Here is a 19336-nt window from a genome sequence, read left to right as displayed (position 1 = left end):
CGTTTAAAGTTTGATCTGTTTCAAATCACCTTCAAAAAGCCCCACAAGATATACCCGGTATCGGGCTGGCTGCACTTCTTTATACGTTAATACAGTAGAAAATTCTTTTAAACAATTTGAACATGCTTTTTTCGAAACATGTAATTGGCTTTCATCATAGCTAAATTCATTATGATCGCTAACAAGCTTCACTCCTCTCATTTTCTTAACCAAAAAGTATTTTACCTCTTCAGAGAGCGAGTCAAACTCATATGAGTTTACGATGGAATAGACTATTACACCCTCGCATTCAGGGCATGCTACTTTTGCGCCATAATCTATAAAGTCATTATCAATGCCATCCAGGACTAATATCTTCTTTTTCAGTCGATTAGTTATTTTCATTTTTTTAGACTTTAACTTTATTAATAAAAAAGTAAGGCGAGAAGGAAATGAGGGGTTTTATTAATTAATAACATTGTTTAATCAAATATTCCATTCGATATAAATACCACAATCGAAGCTTTTTTCATTAGACTGTACAACAATACTTCACCATTCATGCTCCCATTGAATTCCATATGGGGGGGTTGTAATTTTAAGTTTAGGCTTTGAGGTTATTTCACTCTCAACCCAGGCTGTCAAGCGTTGCTGCTCATCCGATAAATTACTCAGACTAGCCCTTTTATCCCAATCCTCTAGCGTTTTATAAAAATTCCCATCCTTACTAGTAAGGAATAATGATGGAGTAAAAGAAAATGCTGAGGGCCTCAGTTCCAAAATGAAAATTTGATCTTTCCATTTAATATTATCGATAGCGAAATAAAAAGGACCTATTTTAGCCAATGGCGAGAAGAAATTGTAAAATGCGGAATTTTTAAAAGTATCAACATCTTTTAATTCGATTGGGTAGTTGTTAATTGCTACAAATCCAGTATGAACATCAAGTTTCATTTCTAACATATCTAAACAACCTTGTCTGGAAGTGACTACGTTATATTCCAAACTATATATATCCCATGATTAAACGACTTTGTCTCATATGAGACTGAAACCCGCCCCCACGCAAAGTTCCACCTAATGATGTCTGTTTCCATGGTATCAGGCGTGTCCAGGTTTAGTGATTCTTTCAGCCAATCAGACAAACTTTTTACTGATTCATTTAGTATGTGAATATTAGTTCGAGCATTCCAATCATTTAATGCTTTATAGTATTGACTGTTTTTATCAACAAGATGAAGCATAAAAGGAAAACCATAGCACACTGGGCGTATAGTAACTTGAAATTCTTTATCGGAAAACACTGCTGAGTCAACAAGGTAGTGATTTGGCATGGTTTTCTTAACGGCTTTGTGCTTTACTAATTCGCGGTATAAATCACACTTACAAAAGCCTTCTTCAGTATCAATTTCCAAAGGCAGATCATCAAGATTTAGTTCACCTGTAATCGGTTTAAATTTTAATTTAATCATTTTGTCCTGATTTACTTTTTATTGTCTGACAAGATCTTAATAATATAATCGACTCAACATGAGAACATCCATATGAGGAGCATTTTCCGCGTACAAATTATATTTATTATAACCATTTACAATGACACCCGCATAACAATAAAGTCTTATTGCCAATGGTGCAATAAGTCAATCCACATTTCTTTTTCCTCAGCGTTAATTTTTATGCCATCTCTACTTTGTTTTACATACTGCATGTACGTTTCATAAATTGCTCTTATTATCACCGTTTTTTCAGTGCGAGATCCTTCAATCAAAGTCATTAGTTTTTCTAAATAAATTGATGAATCCACTCTTTCGTTGAAAAAAAACCTGAGATAATCGAGTACTTCATTATATGAATCGTAATTCATGATAGGCATCCCTGATTTCATACACTGGTTTGTTTGGCACATCCAATTCTGGAGATACTCGGATATCTGCGTCTCGCTTTCCAGCAGTAGCTTACGCAGGCTCCGTTCGCCCCTTCCCAGCGCTTCTGCCCTTCGATATCCATTATCCGCTCTGGCGTGCCGTTGGGCTGGCAGTGGAACCAGAAGATCTCTGGGGCATTAACGTCGTCAGCATGTGCCAACGGGTCATCACTGTCTGGTCGCAGTATACTTAGGTCATCGGCACGTCCCCGTGCACCTCCTGCAGCAGGCGGTTATGGGTAATTTTTTCAATCGCCCTTCGAACGGATTATCATCAGCGGCGAACAGGTTTTGAATAAAGTTAAAAGAAGGAAATCAGCATAATGCGTGATATATAAAATAAAATCTGTAATTAATATATTTCTAATGTCCCTCATAGGGGAGGGTAAGGATTGGGACGAGTCAAGAGTCATTTACCCTTCCCCATGCATCAACCTACTCACCTCCCATAAAAAAACAAACATAATAAACAACCTGAAAAAATCAATTCCCCGTATAACTAATAGTTAGCAAAAATAAAAGTAAATATCACGTATCAAATCTCCATCCGCTTCATCAACGGTTCTTGTTTTGACTTTATTAAAGTCAGCTAAAATACCTTTCACTGGCACATCAGGCTTTGATATGTCATCATAAAATGCTTCCTGTTGACTTTCCCGAACATATTTTTTTATTAAAAAAACAAGATTCTTTCTTAACTTTTCCACTGTCATTCATTTTACTCCTGAATTTTAATAACACATTCGAAAAAAACAGATTACCTCCTGACACCGATGGTAATAGCATAACCTTAGCAAAATAATACGGGATATTAAGTAAAAATCCATCCAGCCATTTTTATTTAATATTTTACTGCCATATATTGAACAACTGTTTCCATATCTCCTGTTCCTCATGAGTAGGGACTCTATAATCTTGAGTCTTTCGCCTATATTCCATAAAACATGAGTCTATAGCTCGAATAGCCACCATTTTTTCTTTTCGACAATCATCTAAAATAGATTGCATATCCTGCAAACAATTAGAATCAAGAATATATTTTTGAAAAAACAGCTCCAGGAAATCTAACACTTCATTATAAGATTGTAAATTTATCATGGTTCCTCTGGCAGAATATCAATCTTGTCGAAATTAATAACTCTATTTTCAGCATGCAGCTGTTGAACATTACCTTGGCCGTATTCAGGGTATGCCTTAGTAAACGGCTCAAGTGGCGCTCCTGGTCTATCGCCGAACATTCTCGGGGTTCGCACTTGCGGAACACCATTTTCATATAATTGAAGCGTATCAAACTCAGCTCTAAGACGTCCATCACTCCATGATTTATCCAAAGGATCAAGTGGATTCAATTTATCTGCTCCTTTGATCTGGAATGCATCTCTTACTGTGCGGCCGGAGTCTAATTTATCAAAACCAAAATAAGTGACTGGTGCGGATTTGGATTCAAATGTTTTAGGCACCCATGCATTAATAGTACCGTCATCCTCAAGGTACCTCATATAGCGATAGGCTGTAGAAGGCATTGTAGCGCTTGGCCCCGCTGGACCGACGTAGAAATCAGGTTTCGTTTTACCGCTACACTCACGGCTTAACCCCCACGGATCCACCCACCCCAGCGCATTCGGCGCATACTGGTAAAGGTTAATCCCCCCCGCCAGCCCTATCGGGTCCTGCTGCGTAAACCGTCCGCAGTCCGGGTCGTAATACCGGAACAGATTGTAGTGCAGCCCTGTCTCACGGTCCAGGTATTGCCCCTGCATACGCAGGTTCTGAGAATATCCTGATACCTGCGTCTCGCTTTCCCGCAGCAGCTTGCCCCAGGCGCTGTTCACACCTTCCCAGCGCACCTGCCCTTCGATATCCGTCATCCGCTCCGGCGTGCCGTTGGGCTGGCAGTGGAACCAGAAGATCTCCGGGTCATCAGCGCCGTCAATACGCGCCAGTGGATCGTAGCTGTCCTGATCGCTGTAGACGTAGGTGAGCGGCACATCCCCGTGAACTTCCTGCAGCAGGCGGAACCCTTCCCAGACAAACCGGGTGGTGACCGGCTTGCCGGTTGGCTGTCCACCCAGCATCTGGCGTCGCGTTTTGCTGATACGGCGACCAAGCGGATCGTAGCGGAAGCTGACCTGCGTCTGCGGCCTGTTGCGGTCCCGCGGCTGGCTGATCACCTCCGTCAGACGGTGCTCGCCGTCGTAGCGATAGTGCCAGCGGGTCTGGCCGTTATCTTTCTCCACGGTGCGTCCGTGGACGTCATAGCGCCAGCGAATGCCGTTCAGTTGCGTCAGGCGGTTGTGCGTGACCTTCTCAGCAGATCCTTCGAGCGGGTTACCGGCTGCATCCCAGCGCCACTGCTCCTGTCCGGGCAGCGTGCCGTCCTGCACCAGCAGGCGCCCGGCGTTGTCGTACTGCCAGCGGTACCAGCTGAACGGATTATCGTCCCGCTCTTCGCGAACCAGATTATTACGGTAGTCGTAATCCCAGCGGCGGGACCAGCGGCGCGGCGACGGGCGCTGGGCGTTGCCGGTAAAGACGTCCCGGCGATGCAGTCGACCCAGGCGGTCGTATTCGCTGCGGGTGGTCAGCAGCCCCTGGGTGCGGCTGGTCTCGCGGTGGAGTTCATCGCGGGTAAAATCGGAGACCGACAGCTTATCGAGGGCAATGCTCAGCAGATGCCCGCTGCCGTAGTAGAACTGCTTCAGCTCGCGGCCATCGGGCAGCGTGACGGAGATGCGGTTGCCCAGCGCGTCATATTCCCACGCCAGCTCACCATGCTCGCCCGCTTCGCGCGTCACGCGACCAAGCGCGTCATACTCAAAGGCGAGCTCCTGCTCTGCCTCGGTGGTCCACGCGTCGGCTGCAAGCGCAGGATGCAGCCCAATCCGGCTTAAAAGCCCGGACGGGGTATAGTGGTAGCGGGTCTGGCCTTCCGGCGTGGTGCGGGCGACCAGCTGACCGCTCGCGCTCCAGGCGAAGGCGTGGGTAATGGCCTCCGGATGACCGGCGGCAAAGGTGCGCGCAATCGTGCGTCCGCAGGCGTCATAGCGATACTGTGAGGCCACGCCATCAAGCCCTACCTCTTCCAGCAGCAGCGAGTCAGCGCCCCAGCGGAACTGGTACGCTTCGCCGTTCTCGTTTTCCAGGGCAATCAGACGCCCGCGGCTGTCCCAGCGGCGACGGACCTCTTCACCCTGCGTATTACGGGTGGCGGTTAAGCGCCCCGCCGCATCGTATCTGAACTCACTCTCTTTCCCGTCGGCGCCCGCATGCTTCACCGGCAGGCCACGTTCGTTCCATTTGAGCGACTCCGTCCAGCCTTCCGGGCGATCGAGCTGCACCGGGCGCCCTGCGGCGTCGTAGCGGTAGCGCGTCTCTTCACCGTCGGCGCCTGTCTCAGCCACCAGCCAGCCCAGCGGATGATAGCGATAGCGGGTAACACGCCCGGAACAGTCCGTCGAACGGACAACCTGTCCGGCCTCGTTGTACTCCTGATAGCGGCTGTTGCCTGCGGCATCGACCTCTTCCACAACCTGGCCAAACTCGTCCCGGCGCAGCTTCGTGGTCTGCCCCAGCGGATCCACCACGCGCTTCAGCCCGTGGTGTTCGTCGTACCAGAAGCGGGTGGCGCTGCCGTCGGCTTCGATAATGGCCGAGGGAAGCGCGCGGTGCTCCAGCCAGGTAGTGGTGCGGGTATTGCCGTCGGCGTCGGTCTCCTGAACCCGGTTGCCCATCTCGTCGTAAACGAAGGTGACGGCGTTGCCGAGCGGATCGATGCGACGCGTCAGAAGCTCGTTATCGTCCCACTCGTAGCGCCAGTTTTCACCGCGCTCGTCGACGTAGCGCACAATCAGATTCTGCGCGTTCCAGTAGTGGCGTCGCGTCTGGCCGTCGTAGTGCTCGACGGTCGTCAGCCCCGCGTCTAAATCGTAGCTAAAGCGGCAGCCGTCGCCGGTGCTGGTGCGGTTTTCCACCACGCGCCAGTGATCGAATTGTTTCCAGCGGTATTCGCTCTCCAGCCCCCCCGGCAAGCGGTGCCAGACCATCAGCCCGTGGTCGTTGTAACGGTATTCACGCGTCACCACGCCGGAGGCATCCGTCGCGCTCGCCAGCTGGCCGCGCGCATCGTAGCCCCACTGCATCAGCGGCCAGGTTTGGTTGCCGTCGAAATGGCTGGCTGCGGTAACCCGCTGCGGGAAACGTTCATCCTCATAGCGCAGGGTGACGTCGATAGCCCGCGGCTCGTCGTGAAGACCGATCAGCCTGCCGTGCTCGTCCCACGCCGTCAGCAGCGCGTTGCCGTATTCATCGCTGAGGGAGGCCAGACGCAGGATGGAGGGATTCGCCCGGGTTGGTTTATACAGACGCCACACCGCGCCGTCGTCGTCGGCAATCGCCACGTCGCCGTTCTCATTGCGGCGGATAATGATGCCTTCGCTGATGCTGTAAAACGCGCGGTCGACCGGCGGCAGTTCAAAGCTCAGCTCGCGACCGGTTTCATCGAACCAGGTCGCATTGTTATCTTCCAGCGTCAGATAGCTGTCAAAGGTTGTAGCCCAGCCCAGACCGAACAGCCCTTCGCGGGTGGTCAGGCTGTTATAGCTGCGCTGCCAGCGCAGTGGAAAGCGCCCCGGTAGCGAGAAGTCGAGCTCGTCGTCGTCATTCAGCACCTTCACGCCGGTGGCGGCATGTACCGGGTGCGAGGAGCCAAACACGGCATTCACCGCCATATCCGCCAGCATCCCGCCGCCTGCCGCCGCCAGCGCGCAGGGCATGTTTTTCAGGATCTTGCCCGGACGCCCGCGCAGCAGGGAGAGCGCAATCATCCCCAGCGCCAGACCCGGCGTTTTACCGCTTTTGATATCGCGGACCGTGAGCGTGTCCCCGCCGATGATCACGTTAGGAGAGACATCGTCGGAAACGGTGCCTTCGCAGGTGGTGCGATCTTTCGCCCGCACCGCGGGCTGGCCGTTGATGAAGACGCTTTTGGAGCCTTCCGCCAGATACTGCGGCCCGGAGTGTTTTTCACACGCCACCTTGTCTTCTTCCAGCGGCGAGGTTCCCGCAGCTGCAGAGGCCACGCTCGGCTGCCACATTTCGCTGCCAAACTGTCCGGCGGCGGAAAGCAGCATGCCCGCGTAATCGGCAAAGCTGCCCGGCGACTGCGGCTCAGGGGGTGGGGTATCGGCGGGCGTGAGCGTGCCTGCCGCGCGCGCGGCAGGGATTGCGTTGGTCAGAACGTTATTCGAACCGGTGGTGATTTTGCCCGCAGGCGACGGCGGGAAAAGCGCATTGCCTAGCCCCTCAGCGGCGTTGCTAATATCGTCGGTGATCCCCGCCACGTTCGCCAGCACACCACCGATAATTCCGCTTAACAGACAGCTGGACCCAATCGCCGCCACGCCCGCTGCGGCGGCTCCGGCACCGAGTAGTGGCGCGGCCGCCGTAGCCGCCAGCCCTACCGCCGCACCGATCACCGCATAGGCGGCACCTTCCGCCACGATGCTGGTGATGTCAGCAAAAATGCTGGAGTGAATAATCTCGTCGCCCTTACGGGCCGCGTTGTTATCGCTCATGCCTTACACATTCCGGTTGTCGTTTAGCGTCAGACTCTGCTTAAGCGCGCTCCAGCGCACCTCGTCCTCTTCAGTGAATGCTCTGAGCGCTGAGAGGGTAAAAATCATCAATACCGGTTTGCCCGGCGTCTGCACGGCCAGCTGTTTTTGCCACAGGCGCTGCCCGTTGCGGTCAAAGGTGGTCTCAACTTCCAGGCCGCTAATGTTTCCATCTGGCCCGGCTTTTACGCTCCGGAATTCGCTCTGGGCAATCTCACCCATCTGAGGACGCAGCACGTCCCACTGGCGGTGAAACTCTTTTTTGTAGTCGCTGCCATCGGGAATCACGCCGCGGCTGACCACCACGGATAGCCCGCTTTCGTCATCGCGAATGATGTTCATGCTGTTATCCTGCCAGGCAGCAGGAAAAAGGGAAAATGAACCTTCCTGGAGGGTGTATTTCATAAGTGAACTCGGGATGATTAATATTGAGAGAAACAAAAGAGGCCAATCCATGCTGGCCTTTTGGCTGACTGTTTTATTTAAGCCACTGACCTGACTGTTCGACTAAAACATGACTGCCTTTGCTGACAACCAATTTCACAGGTGCATACGTCACGGTATAAGCGATCTCGCCATTCTTGTACGTTGAGCCGATTATTTTGCCTGCGGAGTCGTGTAACGTTTTACCCCTTAAGGAGATGGTACTGTTATCGCTTTTGCGCACGCCGAGATAAACCATCTCGTCACATTTGCTCTCAAAATGGCCGCATTTGTTTATAAGCGAAATAACGAATTTATCGGTGTCCAGTTTTCTGGTTTCCGCGTTTTGAACCGAAGCGGCTTTACGTAACGTATATCGCAGCGGGGCATAGTAATTTCCATTTTGAGGAGGAGTAACTAAACGCCATTCCATTTCACGCCCCTTTATTTCCAGAACAGCCCGTCCGCCTACGCCGCCAAACGATGAGTTGAACTCAACGCTGGCACGATTGCCAGCGATCGTACCGCTAAGATTTTGCTCATCATCTTCCGGGCAATCTATGCGGTTTCCTCTCTGGGAGATATAGCAATAAGAGCCGGTGATCCGGTTGTCTGATTCAGCTAACCGCAGGGTTAACGTCGAGTCTTTCTTGAATTCGCCAGCCCACTCCCCGTCAAACACGAGTTTTGATTGGCCGAACGTTGCAAAATGCTTCACATTAAATCTGGCGGCCCACTGCTGAATATCGGCATGAATAACCGTGCTATTGACAGAAGACTGGTAATGAATAACGTCCGACGTCGGAACCACCCAGGCTGCAAAGATTTTGCCGTCAGGATTGATGACCAGCGCGGATGCATTCTCCTGATAGAGATCTTTTAACCAACCTTCAACAAACAATCCGCCACCTGTGGTGGTATGCGGTTCACCGAAGACATCAAAGTTATCAATAAAGGTCTGGTAATGATTTCCCAGCGTTTTCCTGAGATTGTCTGTCACTTCGCTGTCGTTAACGATGTGACTGACCGTATCGAGCTTATTATATTGCGATAATTCAAGCGCCGTTGTGGTTTCAACGAAGCCTGTCAATAACGCCGTGAACAAAACGACTGCCAGATATTTTTTGGCCATAATTCACTCTGAAGTACCATTTTCGTAATTCATTGTTATTTTTACAACCTTACTGTCTTTAAGCTCAAAAGAGAGCAATTTCTTACCCAATTCATAGGAAACCCACTGCTCCCCGGAATCATTTTCGACCTGACCACTGCCGTAAGCTTTATTAAGTTCATTTATTGTTGAACCAATATGGATCCCGCGAACTGTTTTGCCATCCGGAGCAGTTAACGTAATCTGCGCCACAATATAATCGTCAACACTTCGCTCGGTTTTATCCCACCAGAGATTGGAACTGAATATTCTTAACCCAGTCTTCTGATGCTGGTAGAATTTATAGTTCGTTCCGTCAAAAGGAACTTCACCGACAAAACTACCTTCCACAGAAACTGCAATTTTACGCGCAACCTCAGGAGTCCATCTCTCACCCAGTGCCACAATCTGGTCGTTTAACTGCAGAGAAAAATCATCTTTAGCCAGAATGAGCGGCATAGTCTGGGCCATTACTTCATAACTGCTCAGAAAGGTAGACATGAGGGTAAAAAAAAGAGAGACAGAAAGGCGTTTTTTCACGTTAATCGTCATTTGCTGGATAAATATTATGCTACTCACTACTTTAAAAAGCAGTGAGTAATGAAATAAACATTTTTAGTCAGCGCTAATAGCGACCCCACCCAAGCATTCAGGTTTTTTTACCGTGAAACTGAAGCTTATTTTTTGCCCATTCATATCCTTTAGCGCTGTATAACTGGTCACTTCGTTCTCCGAACGGCCTCGTGGATAATCAGTTAACGTCAGTTGCGGATAATGTTTTTTAACAGTGTCGAGAGTGATGCACTGGCCGGACGGTGAAAAATTCAGTAACGGTGCCATCCCGTCACTTTCTTTACTTAAACGTAAATCAATTGCAGTAATGTTCGTTCCATCCGCCAGTTTGATATCGTCGGCATTGTAGAAATTGATATATTCATTTTGTTTCGTTAGTTTGAATGACAACGGAGCGTTATCCAGACTGTTAACGGACAATGTTTTGAGTGATGCGCTCATTTCTGCAATGAACTGCCAAAGATCCTGTTTCTGCATGTTACCTCCTGCCATTCCCGTCGTTAATAAAGCCGCAAGCACCGCACCCGTTTTTAGACTATGGATAATTTTTATCATACCAACCGCCATAATAATCTTCGTAATATTGCCCTGTGGTAGACGTTTGTTCGCCTTTGCCAAAGATACGGCCTATCTGCGTACGCGCTTCACTTTCCTTTATAGCCCCACGTTCGAGAGAATCATAGATACGATTATATTGTGTCTGATTTGCCGGATTGCCTGCAATACCTATATCCCCACCCTTGTTGGCTATGATTTCGCGTTGGACCCGGATATTGTTCAACGTTGCAGCGCCTTCATCACTGAGTGTGCTGTTGAGATAGGCGTCGCGCGAAGAAAAATCAATGTTGGGTTCATATAAAGCGTGACCACTTTCATGTGACAGAGACTGAACGACTGCATTCGGGTTACCGAGCTCATTTTTATCAACGGTAATAACGCGCTTTTGACGATTGGCAAACGTCCCCTTGCCTGCTTCACCTTCTTCAAATGTCCAGCCTCGTTTCTTTAACGTCGCTATGTCATTTTTCATCGTCGGTGATTTATCGACAAGACTATCTACATCCTTTCCATATCCGCTTGAAGAAACATTGGATGCTGGAGGCGTAGCGTTTTTAGAGGTTTCGGCTGGTGCGCTGGCAGCCACACCAGCCTTACTCTCCTTTCCCGGCGTAAATTTCGCCTGCACCGCCGCATCAATATCCCCTTTATGCCCAGAACCCGGCGCCGTTGTGCCCGGCTTGGTTCCCGAGGTATTCAGGTGCAGCTTACCGCCCGTGGTGATATAACCATCCCCTTCCACGAAGAAGTTAAACTCTTTGCCGATCAGGTTAATCTTGCCGTTAGCGTTAAGCTCTATGGCGCTTTCACCTGAGACCAGCCGCAGCTTCGTCCCGGATGCAATAACATACTGCTCGACCGCCGCATCCAGCTTGCCTTTCCCCGTCAGGATCTCGGTGCCACCTTTCACGGCCTGCGTCTGGTTCGCTTCTACGCGATGCAGCTCATTTTTCTTCACGTAATGGCTGCGCGCCCCGCCGACGCTGTGCGTTTCATCATTTTTAACGCTGGTGTCCATGTTGCGCTCGGCCTGGATCCACACCTGCTCTGCACCCGCTTTATCCTCAAAGCGCAGGGCGTTGGCGTTGTCCACAGAGCCCCCTTTCGTGCGGCTCATAAAGCCCATCTGCGTCGCTGCGGCCGGAAGCGCCCACGGCGGCATGCTCGCGTCGTTATACACACGGCCGGTAATAATCGGACGGTCCGGGTCGCCGTTGATAAAGTCCACCACCACCTCGTCGCCGACGCGCGGGATCTGCACCCCGCCGTAGCCCTGGCCTGCCCACGCGCTCGACACGCGAACCCAGCAGGAGCTGGTGTCATCGCCCTTCGCCAGCCGGTCCCAGTGGAACTTCACCTTCACCCGGCCATATTTGTCCGTCCAGATACTCTCCCCCTTCGGCCCCACCACCTTCGCGGTCTGCGGGCCGTAGGTGCGCGGCCAAGCCGTGCTCTGCGCCGGACGGTAAACCACCGCCGACGGAATGACCGTGAAATCGGTACGGTGTATGGTCTCCCCCTCGCCGCTGGCGTAGCGGTTCTCCTCGAAGTGGTAGCCCGCTGCCGTCACCAGATACTCCCCGTTGTCGCTGAAGAACGGCGCGTTGGTTAACGTGAAGGTGTGCCCTGGCGCTATCCCCGCCGCCGTGGCGGTGGCCTGAATCTGCTGATGCTCCACCTGCCAGCGCTCCTGACGGATACGGGCATAGAACTCCCCGTGACCTTTGTCCACAAAGCGACCCGGCCAGTCGTACACGTCAATGCTGCCCGGCTTCGGCGACGCCGGGTTCTGCTGGGCCTGGAAAAGCCACGCGTTCGGCTTGCGGAAGTCATAGTCGTCGAGGCTGTAAATCCCCGGCGTCACGCTGTCCTCCAGCGCCCACTGGCTGATACCCTCTTCGTCCGTGCTGCCGCCGGACGGCGTCTGGTGGTACGGGATGACCTCATAGCCGCTGAACGGCTGATGCTGCGTGGCGGCGTCAGTCAGCACCAGGGTGTGCTTGTCCGCATCGTGGCTGAAGTGATACGCAATCCCTTCCAGCTCCATCAGGCGGCTGATAAAGTCCAGGCTCGACTCCTGATACTGCACGCAGTAGTCCCAGACCCGGTAGCTGCCGGTGAGTTTATCCTCAACGTTGACCTGATGCTCACCGAGCAGGGTTTTCACAATCTGCGGCACCGTCTGCCCCTGGAAAATACGCAGGTTGCGGTCGCGTTTCATCGGCCACAGGTCCGGCTCCACCGTCAGCTGGTACACCGCATAGCGGGTGCCCGTCAGCTCAACGGCGCTCACCGCCACGCGGGTAATCTTGCCGTTAATATAGCGGGAGGTCAGCAGGCTCTGCGTCGGGATGGTCACCGTGACCGGCTGGCCCAGCAGCTTACTGCGGTCAATGCGCGCGTCCGTGCCGAGTACGGTCAGCGTCAGCGCGAACGACTCGGACATCGCCTCGCGGCCTGAGAGTTTCCAGAAAAGCAGCCCCTCCACCGGGAGCTGAACGGTAATTCGGTTGAGCATAATCATTATTCCACTATGGACTAATCTCAGTGCCAGAAGTTAACTCATTTCAATACGCAAAGCGTAAACGCTGCTGGTTTGATAATGAGTAGCTGTAAGATTGACTTCTCATGCCACAAAAAAACCACTTTTCCTGAATTTTCATGGAGATAAACAGTTACAAGAAAGGGTCTTCAGGGGCTCTATCGAACAATTCACCAGCCATTTTGGCGATACGTTCATGTTGTACGAGTTTATTTTTCCACTCCTGCGGAATAGCGGAATAACCATATAATGCTCCCGCTATTTGTCCCGCCGTTGCCGCAACGCTGTCAGCGTCATCGGCAAGATTGGCAGCCAGCAGAATCGCATCCCGGAAATTATCAGTATTCCATACGGACCACATCGCGGCCTCAAGCGTATCGATTACATAACCACTTGAACGAATCTGATCGCGAGTTTTTTGCTTATACTCACCCGCATTTATGATCATTACACGCGCGCACAGTGGGAAAACATGAGGGGAAAAAGCTTCTTCTTTTTGATAACCGTTAATTAAATAGTGCAATACCAATCCCAGAAATTGGCATGCGTTAATTGACTCTACCGCGCCATGCGTTGCTCGACTCTGAGCCTGGGATTCGAAGTAAATCGCACGCAGCGATTTTCGACGAAAGATAGACACCGGTGCTTGACGAATAACCCCAGCATTACCAGCAGTGTGTTTCTCTGTATTACCATACCAGGAAGGTCCGACACGCATATACTGTTCAAGTGCGAATCGCGTCGTATTCCCGATATCGAAGCACCGACCATTACTACTATTCTCTCCGTCAAGATACCATTTCAGGAGATATTTTCTAAGCACATCGGTGTGCATTCTGTTTTCTGAAAGATAAGTCTCTGCCAGACATAATGCCATGGACGTATCATCTGTCCATTCACCAGGTTTTAATTGAAAAGGTCCCGCACCAATAATATCCGCTACATGTTCACTGTCTCTGCGTTTAAATTCAAGAGTAGTGCCAACTGCATCTCCAACAGCCAAACCCACTAATGCCCCAAGTGCTTTATCGCGTGAAACATCTTCATTTGTGATTAAAGGTAATATTTCATCCCATACATGAGAGGAATTTGAATCATCAATGCTGCTTCTTATTACCTTACGAACATTAACTGGCATGTAGTTACGATAACGATCGGCATAATGATTAATTACTGAGTCTTCGCTGTAAAGATCTATCATCCCGCATCCTTTAATCAAACGTTGTTTACCACTTGCGATATCGTTTTTGCCTTTTCAAATACTCAACGTCTTGCTCATGAGGGAGAATAAACTTCAATCCTTTTCCCATTTGCGAAGCTATATAATTAACATTGGACAAATGCTGAGCAAGTTCTGCATCGGTTGTATCAAACTCTTTTGACGCAAGCACTCCAAGATTTAATTTGTGCAATTTACTTTTATCTTTCTCAGACCCCGTTAGAATAGACTTAATATAGTCCAACTGATTCTTCGCCATAACATATAAAGAAAATGTAGGATTTTCATCTAATCGATGATTAATTGCATCAATAGCATCATTGATATAATCCAGCGCGGTGTAATTTTCTTTACTCATGAGTCACCTCAAATACTGTCCTGGCGGTGGCCTAAACCTGCGGATGCTCCACTTCTACCTGTTACACAGCATAGTGCATGCCCGTTCTCTCAACGGCACCGTTCGCCACGTGGATAATCTTGCCGTTAACATAGCGGGATGTCAGTTTTCAGAACAGAATATCCACTCCCGCGAGCTGAACGATAGTTCAGCTGAGCATGATTTTTTTCCACGATGATCTTATCTCAGTGCCTGAAGTTAACTAATCCTCAGAACGAGGGCGGTTATGATATTATTTCTGTGAAACAAAAAATAAAACCACATTTCTATGGTTTTATTTAGATGGCCATGAATTAACTTTGTCAGCTCATCGTTTTTCTATGCGAAACGTAGAAAGAATGATTTCCATGCATCGTTTATTGGCTTCGTAATAATAATCCTGATGATTACGATGAGGCCCAACCACCTCAACGTAACACCATAAATCATTCATTTTAAAGATACGCATATCGTAATAAGCCCTGATATTCTCAGCAGCACTGACTACCTCTCCCGTACAGCTATAAAGATCGCCTGTAAACGAGGGATTGATATCATTTGGGATGCTGGCAATGTCCGATGTCGTAAGAGAGACCGCACTATCGTGGCGGTTAAAGCGCGCAGTTGCTTCATCGAAAATAGCCTGCGCAGCGGGATAATCAGCCTGACGGAAAAGACAGAAATTAATCACTCCATGGTTGACGTTACCTATTGTGTGTTCAATTACCAGACGATTATCATCCAGCGTATTCACCAGCCATGAATCCGGAATTTTAAATCCACTGTTATTTTTGTTGCTAAGGCTGACTGTTTTCAACAGTTCTGAAAGCATCAAATTGCTGCGATGCAGTAAATCCCAGTTGATGGCAATCAGGAAAATAGTATCGGCAATCGTGTTGTAATCTTTCGACGCACAAGCCGTTTTCAAAAGGAAGTAATTTCCCCCACCATTTACAGGATTATAATCCTTCTGCACCGTATATCGTGAAACGACCTCATCACCCGATGGCATCGTTTTAATGGACAGGATATCCGCAAACTTCCCGCTTCCTGAAGGATGCGTAATTATTCTTTGGCTCAGTACTTTCTCACCCATTAAATCGAGCTTATTTATAAGCCAGTCTGACGCATTCATCTCCCACTGACAGTGTTCATATGCAGCCCAGACTTCAATATAGGGGCCGGTGTCATCGGCGATGTATCGTCCGATATTCGTCAGCCCAACCTCCTGAAATGTGATCGGCTTTAACTCTGCTGGCTTAACATTCTGGGGTAACAATAGCCAGTAATGAAGCATCTCTTTTTCTGCAGAGGTATAGAGACATTTCCAGAAGTTTTCCCGAATCTCTTTTTCCTGATCCTTCATCTCAAGAGGGAAAAAATATTGTTTTTCAGCAACCATAATGCAACCTCACTCGTCGCGCTTACTTAAGCCATAAACCCGAAAACATAAGGAAGCTTCCGAGGGTAATTAAGCTTTTAGCAAAGATAAGTAAGCCAGGCGCCACGGCACGTGTCATAGACGATAATTTTTCATAATTTTCCGCGTTGTATCTTTTGTGCCCCCCCATAATCCCGGAAAATAACGTGCAGAGCAGCACTACTGTGATCTTTAATCCCCAAACACACAAGAAAGACATGGATAAGATGATCGAATAATGCTTGGCCGTTGCGACGGAAAATAATGACATTGACTGAGCAAGCCATTTCAACGTAAAGCCAATGACGACCGTAGCCACTAACACTAGAACGAACATTAACCCCGCAAGAAGCCATTGCTTTTTGTTAAATAAATCTTTTCCATTCCAGATAAGCGCTAGCGTCCAAATCATAAAGACTATAAAGAAAAACCAATGCATCACAACGTTCCCCATTTACACATTTTAATCTCCTATCAGGACTGTAACACAGCCAGTCTTAATCACACCATCGCCACTGCCCGCCGCTGGGGACGGCTTACTTTCATCATCGTCATAAATCCAGTCAAGGATCGGTTTGAGAGCAAATTTGATACTGGCATCCCCTCCCAGACCGAGCGCCGCTGCAAGCTCACCGGACACCTTAAGGTTAAATGAATAATCAGTGCTATCAATCCAGGTTCCAACGCCTGCAGAAGCGCCAGCGCTCCCTGCACTCCCTGAAAGCTTGCCATCGGCAACGACTACGCCATAAAAATCGGCTTTAGCCGTCGCCTCTCCTTTGACCGCCGCGGCTTCTGCGCCAAGTTCAACATTAAAACCATAACGCCCTTTATTTCCGTCATATAGTTCACTGACGGCCTTCGCTTCAGCGGTTGCCAGGTATACATCCCCACCGACGCCGCCGTATTGTTGCCCTTCTTTTCCAATGCTTCCCGAGGCGCCATATTGTATTGCGGTGGCGTTTGCATTGAGATTAATCGCCCCGTAATCAGCTCGATCGGTCACTAACGTGCCGCTGGCAGTCGCCACCCCTACTTTAGTACGTACCTCGCCTTTATATTTATCCTGACTTTTTGTATTCCCGACCGTGATATCGGCAAGTGCGAATCCGGCTGAAGCCGTATCGGGTTTTCCAAAGCCGGATTTATCTTCAAGGCTTGCATAGGCGCCAAGCACACGGGCGTCGTAAACATCACCATGTATAGCACCATCTTTACCCGCATCCTTCGCCGCCGTTCCGCCCCAGTATTGCGGAGGTGCGGGTTGAGTGGATGCGACCGCAGGGGTCGCTGAGGTATTGCAACCCGTCTTGTCACCTTCCCTGGCGAGAGGCAAACCATTCACAAATACCGTTGTTGAACCACTGAGAATACTTCCCTGACCATGTTGGGAGCATGAAAGCGGGTCGCCTTTTCGTGCTGCCGGAAATCCGCCAATAATTACGTTGGGACTTCCGCTTTGAATTGGGCCAGTATGTGCGCTGGAATCGATGCGCGCTCTGGCGGCTGGTTTTCCCATAATAGCGTTCTCTGTACGCAGATTAACTGTTAACTTTTACAATCGCGCCCTTAATATCGGTAAGGTTAGTTCCCGTTATACTCACCGTATCATTTGCTTTGAGCTCGGTATTGATCCCATCACCTAGTCTTGTAAGCTCATCACCTTTGAAGATGGCTTGTTCCACAGCCTCTGCTTTGAGGTTGCCTTGGCCTACGTGAATCTCAATGGTATCCGGGGCGATCAGAATATAGTTGTCTTTAACTTTGAGTTTAATCGTGGTCACAGATTCCAGCAGCGCGTTACCTTCTTTATCCATGGTCAAGACGGTTTGATCTTTCCCAACGTTTATAACGTGCTTGTTACCAATATTATGCGTTTCATTATTACCTACATCTGATTTCAGGTTCCGCTTAATCGTAATATTCTCATCCTGTCCGATGGTTTTTCTACGATCGACACCGACATCATGAGTTTCAGAATTTTCAATATCCGTATCCATATTTTTTTCTGCATGGATCCAGATCTGCTCGTGCCCGGCTTTATCTTCAAAACGGAGAATATTGGCATTGTCTTTATGGCCATCTTTGCTGCGGCTATAAAAGCCCATCTGCGTCGCCGCAGCCGGCAGCGCCCACGGCGGCATGCTCGCGTCGTTATACACGCGGCCGGTAATAATCGGACGGTCCGGGTCGCCGTTGATAAAGTCCACCACCACCTCGTCGCCGACGCGCGGGATCTGCACCCCGCCGTAGCCCTGGCCTGCCCACGCGCTCGACACGCGAACCCAGCAGGAGCTGGTGTCATCGCCCTTCGCCAGCCGGTCCCAGTGGAACTTCACCTTCACCCGGCCATATTTATCCGTCCAGATACTCTCCCCCTTCGGCCCCACCACCTTCGCCGTCTGCGGGCCGTAGGTGCGCGGCCAAGCCGTGCTCTGCGCCGGACGGTAAACCACCGCCGACGGAATGACCGTGAAATCGGTACGGTGTATGGTCTCCCCCTCGCCGCTGGCGTAGCGGTTCTCCTCGAAGTGGTAGCCCGCCGCCGTCACCAGATACTCCCCGTTGTCGCTGAAGAACGGCGCGTTGGTTAACGTGAAGGTGTGTCCGGGCGCAATCCCCGCCGCCGTGGCGGTGGCCTGAATCTGCTGATGCTCCACCTGCCAGCGCTCCTGACGGATACGGGCATAGAACTCCCCGTGACCTTTGTCCACAAAGCGACCCGGCCAGTTGTACACGTCAATGCTGCCCGGCTTCGGCGACGCCGGGTTCTGCTGGGCCTGGAACAGCCACGCGTTCGGCTTGCGGAAGTCATAGTCGTCGAGGCTGTAAATCCCCGGCGTCACGCTGTCCTCCAGCGCCCACTGGCTGATGCCCTCTTCGTCCGTGCTGCCGCCGGACGGCGTCTGGTGGTACGGGATGACCTCGTAGCCGCTGAACGGCTGATGCTGCGTCGCGGCGTCGGTCAGCACCAGGGTGTGCTTGTCCGCATCGTGGCTGAAGTGATACGCAATTCCCTCCAGCTCCATCAGGCGGCTGATGAAGTCCAGGCTCGACTCCTGATACTGCACGCAGTAGTCCCACACCCGGTAGCTGCCGGTGAGCTTATCCTCAACGTTAACCTGATGTTCGCCCAGCAGGGTTTTGACAATCTGCGGCACCGTCTGCCCCTGGAAAATACGCAGGTTACGGTCGCGCTTCATCGGCCACAGGTCCGGCTCCACCGTCAGCTGGTACACCGCATAGCGGGTGCCCGTCAGCTCAACGGCGCTCACCGCCACGCGGGTAATCTTGCCGTTAATATAGCGGGAGGTCAGCAGGCTCTGCGTCGGGATGGTCACCGTGACCGGCTGGCCCAGCAGCTTACTGCGGTCAATGCGCGCGTCCGTGCCAAGCACGGTCAGCGTCAGCGCGAACGACTCGGACATCGCCTCGCGGCCCGTCAGTTTCCAGAACAGAAGCCCCTCCACCGGGAGCTGAACGGTAATTCGGTTGAGCATAATCTTTATTCCATTTAGCTTATGCGATGCAAAAAAGCGGGTCGCATCTCTGATAAAGCA

General features: G+C 50.4%; 17 protein-coding genes. All 17 read right to left on the bottom strand.

The window, feature by feature from the left end:
* Nucleotides 1-3: 3 nt before the first annotated feature.
* Nucleotides 4-384, bottom strand: a complete 381-nt coding sequence (locus tag ACMWL8_RS01150; protein WP_045261112.1) for a hypothetical protein — start codon at nucleotides 382-384, stop codon at nucleotides 4-6.
* 147 nt (nucleotides 385-531) lie between these two features.
* Nucleotides 532-942 (bottom strand): hypothetical protein, encoded by a 411-nt coding sequence (locus tag ACMWL8_RS01145; protein WP_235428254.1) that lies wholly within the window; start codon nucleotides 940-942, stop codon nucleotides 532-534.
* A gap of 26 nt (nucleotides 943-968) precedes the next feature.
* Entirely contained in the window at nucleotides 969-1451 is a 483-nt protein-coding gene (locus ACMWL8_RS01140) for a hypothetical protein (RefSeq protein WP_045261113.1), read from the bottom strand.
* Nucleotides 1452-1597: 146 nt separating this feature from the next.
* Nucleotides 1598-1843 (bottom strand): hypothetical protein, encoded by a 246-nt coding sequence (locus ACMWL8_RS01135; protein ID WP_038416206.1) that lies wholly within the window; start codon nucleotides 1841-1843, stop codon nucleotides 1598-1600.
* A 566-nt stretch (nucleotides 1844-2409) separates the two neighbouring features.
* Nucleotides 2410-2616 carry a hypothetical protein gene (locus tag ACMWL8_RS01130; protein WP_045261114.1) on the bottom strand — a complete coding sequence of 69 codons (207 nt, stop codon included), beginning with the start codon at nucleotides 2614-2616 and terminating at the stop codon, nucleotides 2410-2412.
* 381 nt (nucleotides 2617-2997) lie between these two features.
* On the bottom strand, nucleotides 2998-7476 hold the full coding sequence (locus ACMWL8_RS01125; protein ID WP_045261115.1) for an RHS repeat-associated core domain-containing protein: 4479 nt from the start codon (nucleotides 7474-7476) through the stop codon (nucleotides 2998-3000).
* A gap of 3 nt (nucleotides 7477-7479) precedes the next feature.
* A complete protein-coding gene (locus ACMWL8_RS01120) occupies nucleotides 7480-7920 on the bottom strand; it encodes a DcrB-related protein (protein ID WP_045261116.1) in 441 nt (146 codons plus the stop codon).
* Nucleotides 7921-7993: 73 nt separating this feature from the next.
* Nucleotides 7994-9070, bottom strand: a complete 1077-nt coding sequence (locus tag ACMWL8_RS01115; RefSeq protein ID WP_045261117.1) for a hypothetical protein — start codon at nucleotides 9068-9070, stop codon at nucleotides 7994-7996.
* A gap of 3 nt (nucleotides 9071-9073) precedes the next feature.
* Nucleotides 9074-9628, bottom strand: coding sequence for a hypothetical protein (locus ACMWL8_RS01110; protein WP_074147927.1), 555 nt, complete (start codon nucleotides 9626-9628; stop codon nucleotides 9074-9076).
* Nucleotides 9629-9703: 75 nt separating this feature from the next.
* Complete coding sequence (locus ACMWL8_RS01105) at nucleotides 9704-10216, bottom strand: hypothetical protein (RefSeq protein ID WP_045261119.1); 513 nt, start codon at nucleotides 10214-10216, stop codon at nucleotides 9704-9706.
* Nucleotides 10197-12737 carry a type VI secretion system Vgr family protein gene (locus tag ACMWL8_RS01100; protein ID WP_246893631.1) on the bottom strand — a complete coding sequence of 847 codons (2541 nt, stop codon included), beginning with the start codon at nucleotides 12735-12737 and terminating at the stop codon, nucleotides 10197-10199. The genes ACMWL8_RS01105 and ACMWL8_RS01100 overlap by 20 nt, the downstream gene beginning before the upstream one ends.
* Nucleotides 12738-12894: 157 nt before the next feature.
* Entirely contained in the window at nucleotides 12895-13962 is a 1068-nt protein-coding gene (gene tri1 / locus ACMWL8_RS01095) for an ADP-ribosylarginine hydrolase Tri1 (RefSeq protein WP_045261345.1), read from the bottom strand.
* 25 nt (nucleotides 13963-13987) lie between these two features.
* Nucleotides 13988-14338 carry an immunity protein Tsi6 family protein gene (locus ACMWL8_RS01090; RefSeq protein WP_045261346.1) on the bottom strand — a complete coding sequence of 117 codons (351 nt, stop codon included), beginning with the start codon at nucleotides 14336-14338 and terminating at the stop codon, nucleotides 13988-13990.
* A 346-nt stretch (nucleotides 14339-14684) separates the two neighbouring features.
* Nucleotides 14685-15758, bottom strand: a complete 1074-nt coding sequence (locus ACMWL8_RS01085) for a hypothetical protein (protein WP_045261347.1) — start codon at nucleotides 15756-15758, stop codon at nucleotides 14685-14687.
* Nucleotides 15759-15780: 22 nt separating this feature from the next.
* Nucleotides 15781-16215, bottom strand: coding sequence for a hypothetical protein (locus ACMWL8_RS01080; protein ID WP_028013479.1), 435 nt, complete (start codon nucleotides 16213-16215; stop codon nucleotides 15781-15783).
* Between the two features lie 24 nt (nucleotides 16216-16239).
* Complete coding sequence (locus ACMWL8_RS01075) at nucleotides 16240-17295, bottom strand: PAAR domain-containing protein (protein ID WP_024909805.1); 1056 nt, start codon at nucleotides 17293-17295, stop codon at nucleotides 16240-16242.
* 22 nt (nucleotides 17296-17317) lie between these two features.
* Nucleotides 17318-19276, bottom strand: a complete 1959-nt coding sequence (locus ACMWL8_RS01070) for a type VI secretion system Vgr family protein (protein ID WP_246893629.1) — start codon at nucleotides 19274-19276, stop codon at nucleotides 17318-17320.
* Nucleotides 19277-19336 lie beyond the last annotated feature (60 nt).

This window comes from Enterobacter sp. 04-C-12-SI-ECC (genome assembly GCF_047530715.1).
GTDB classification, from domain to species: Bacteria; Pseudomonadota; Gammaproteobacteria; order Enterobacterales; family Enterobacteriaceae; genus Enterobacter; species Enterobacter bugandensis.
The sequence above is the reverse complement of the archived record's forward strand: the minus strand, read 5'-3'. Positions and strand labels throughout refer to the sequence as shown.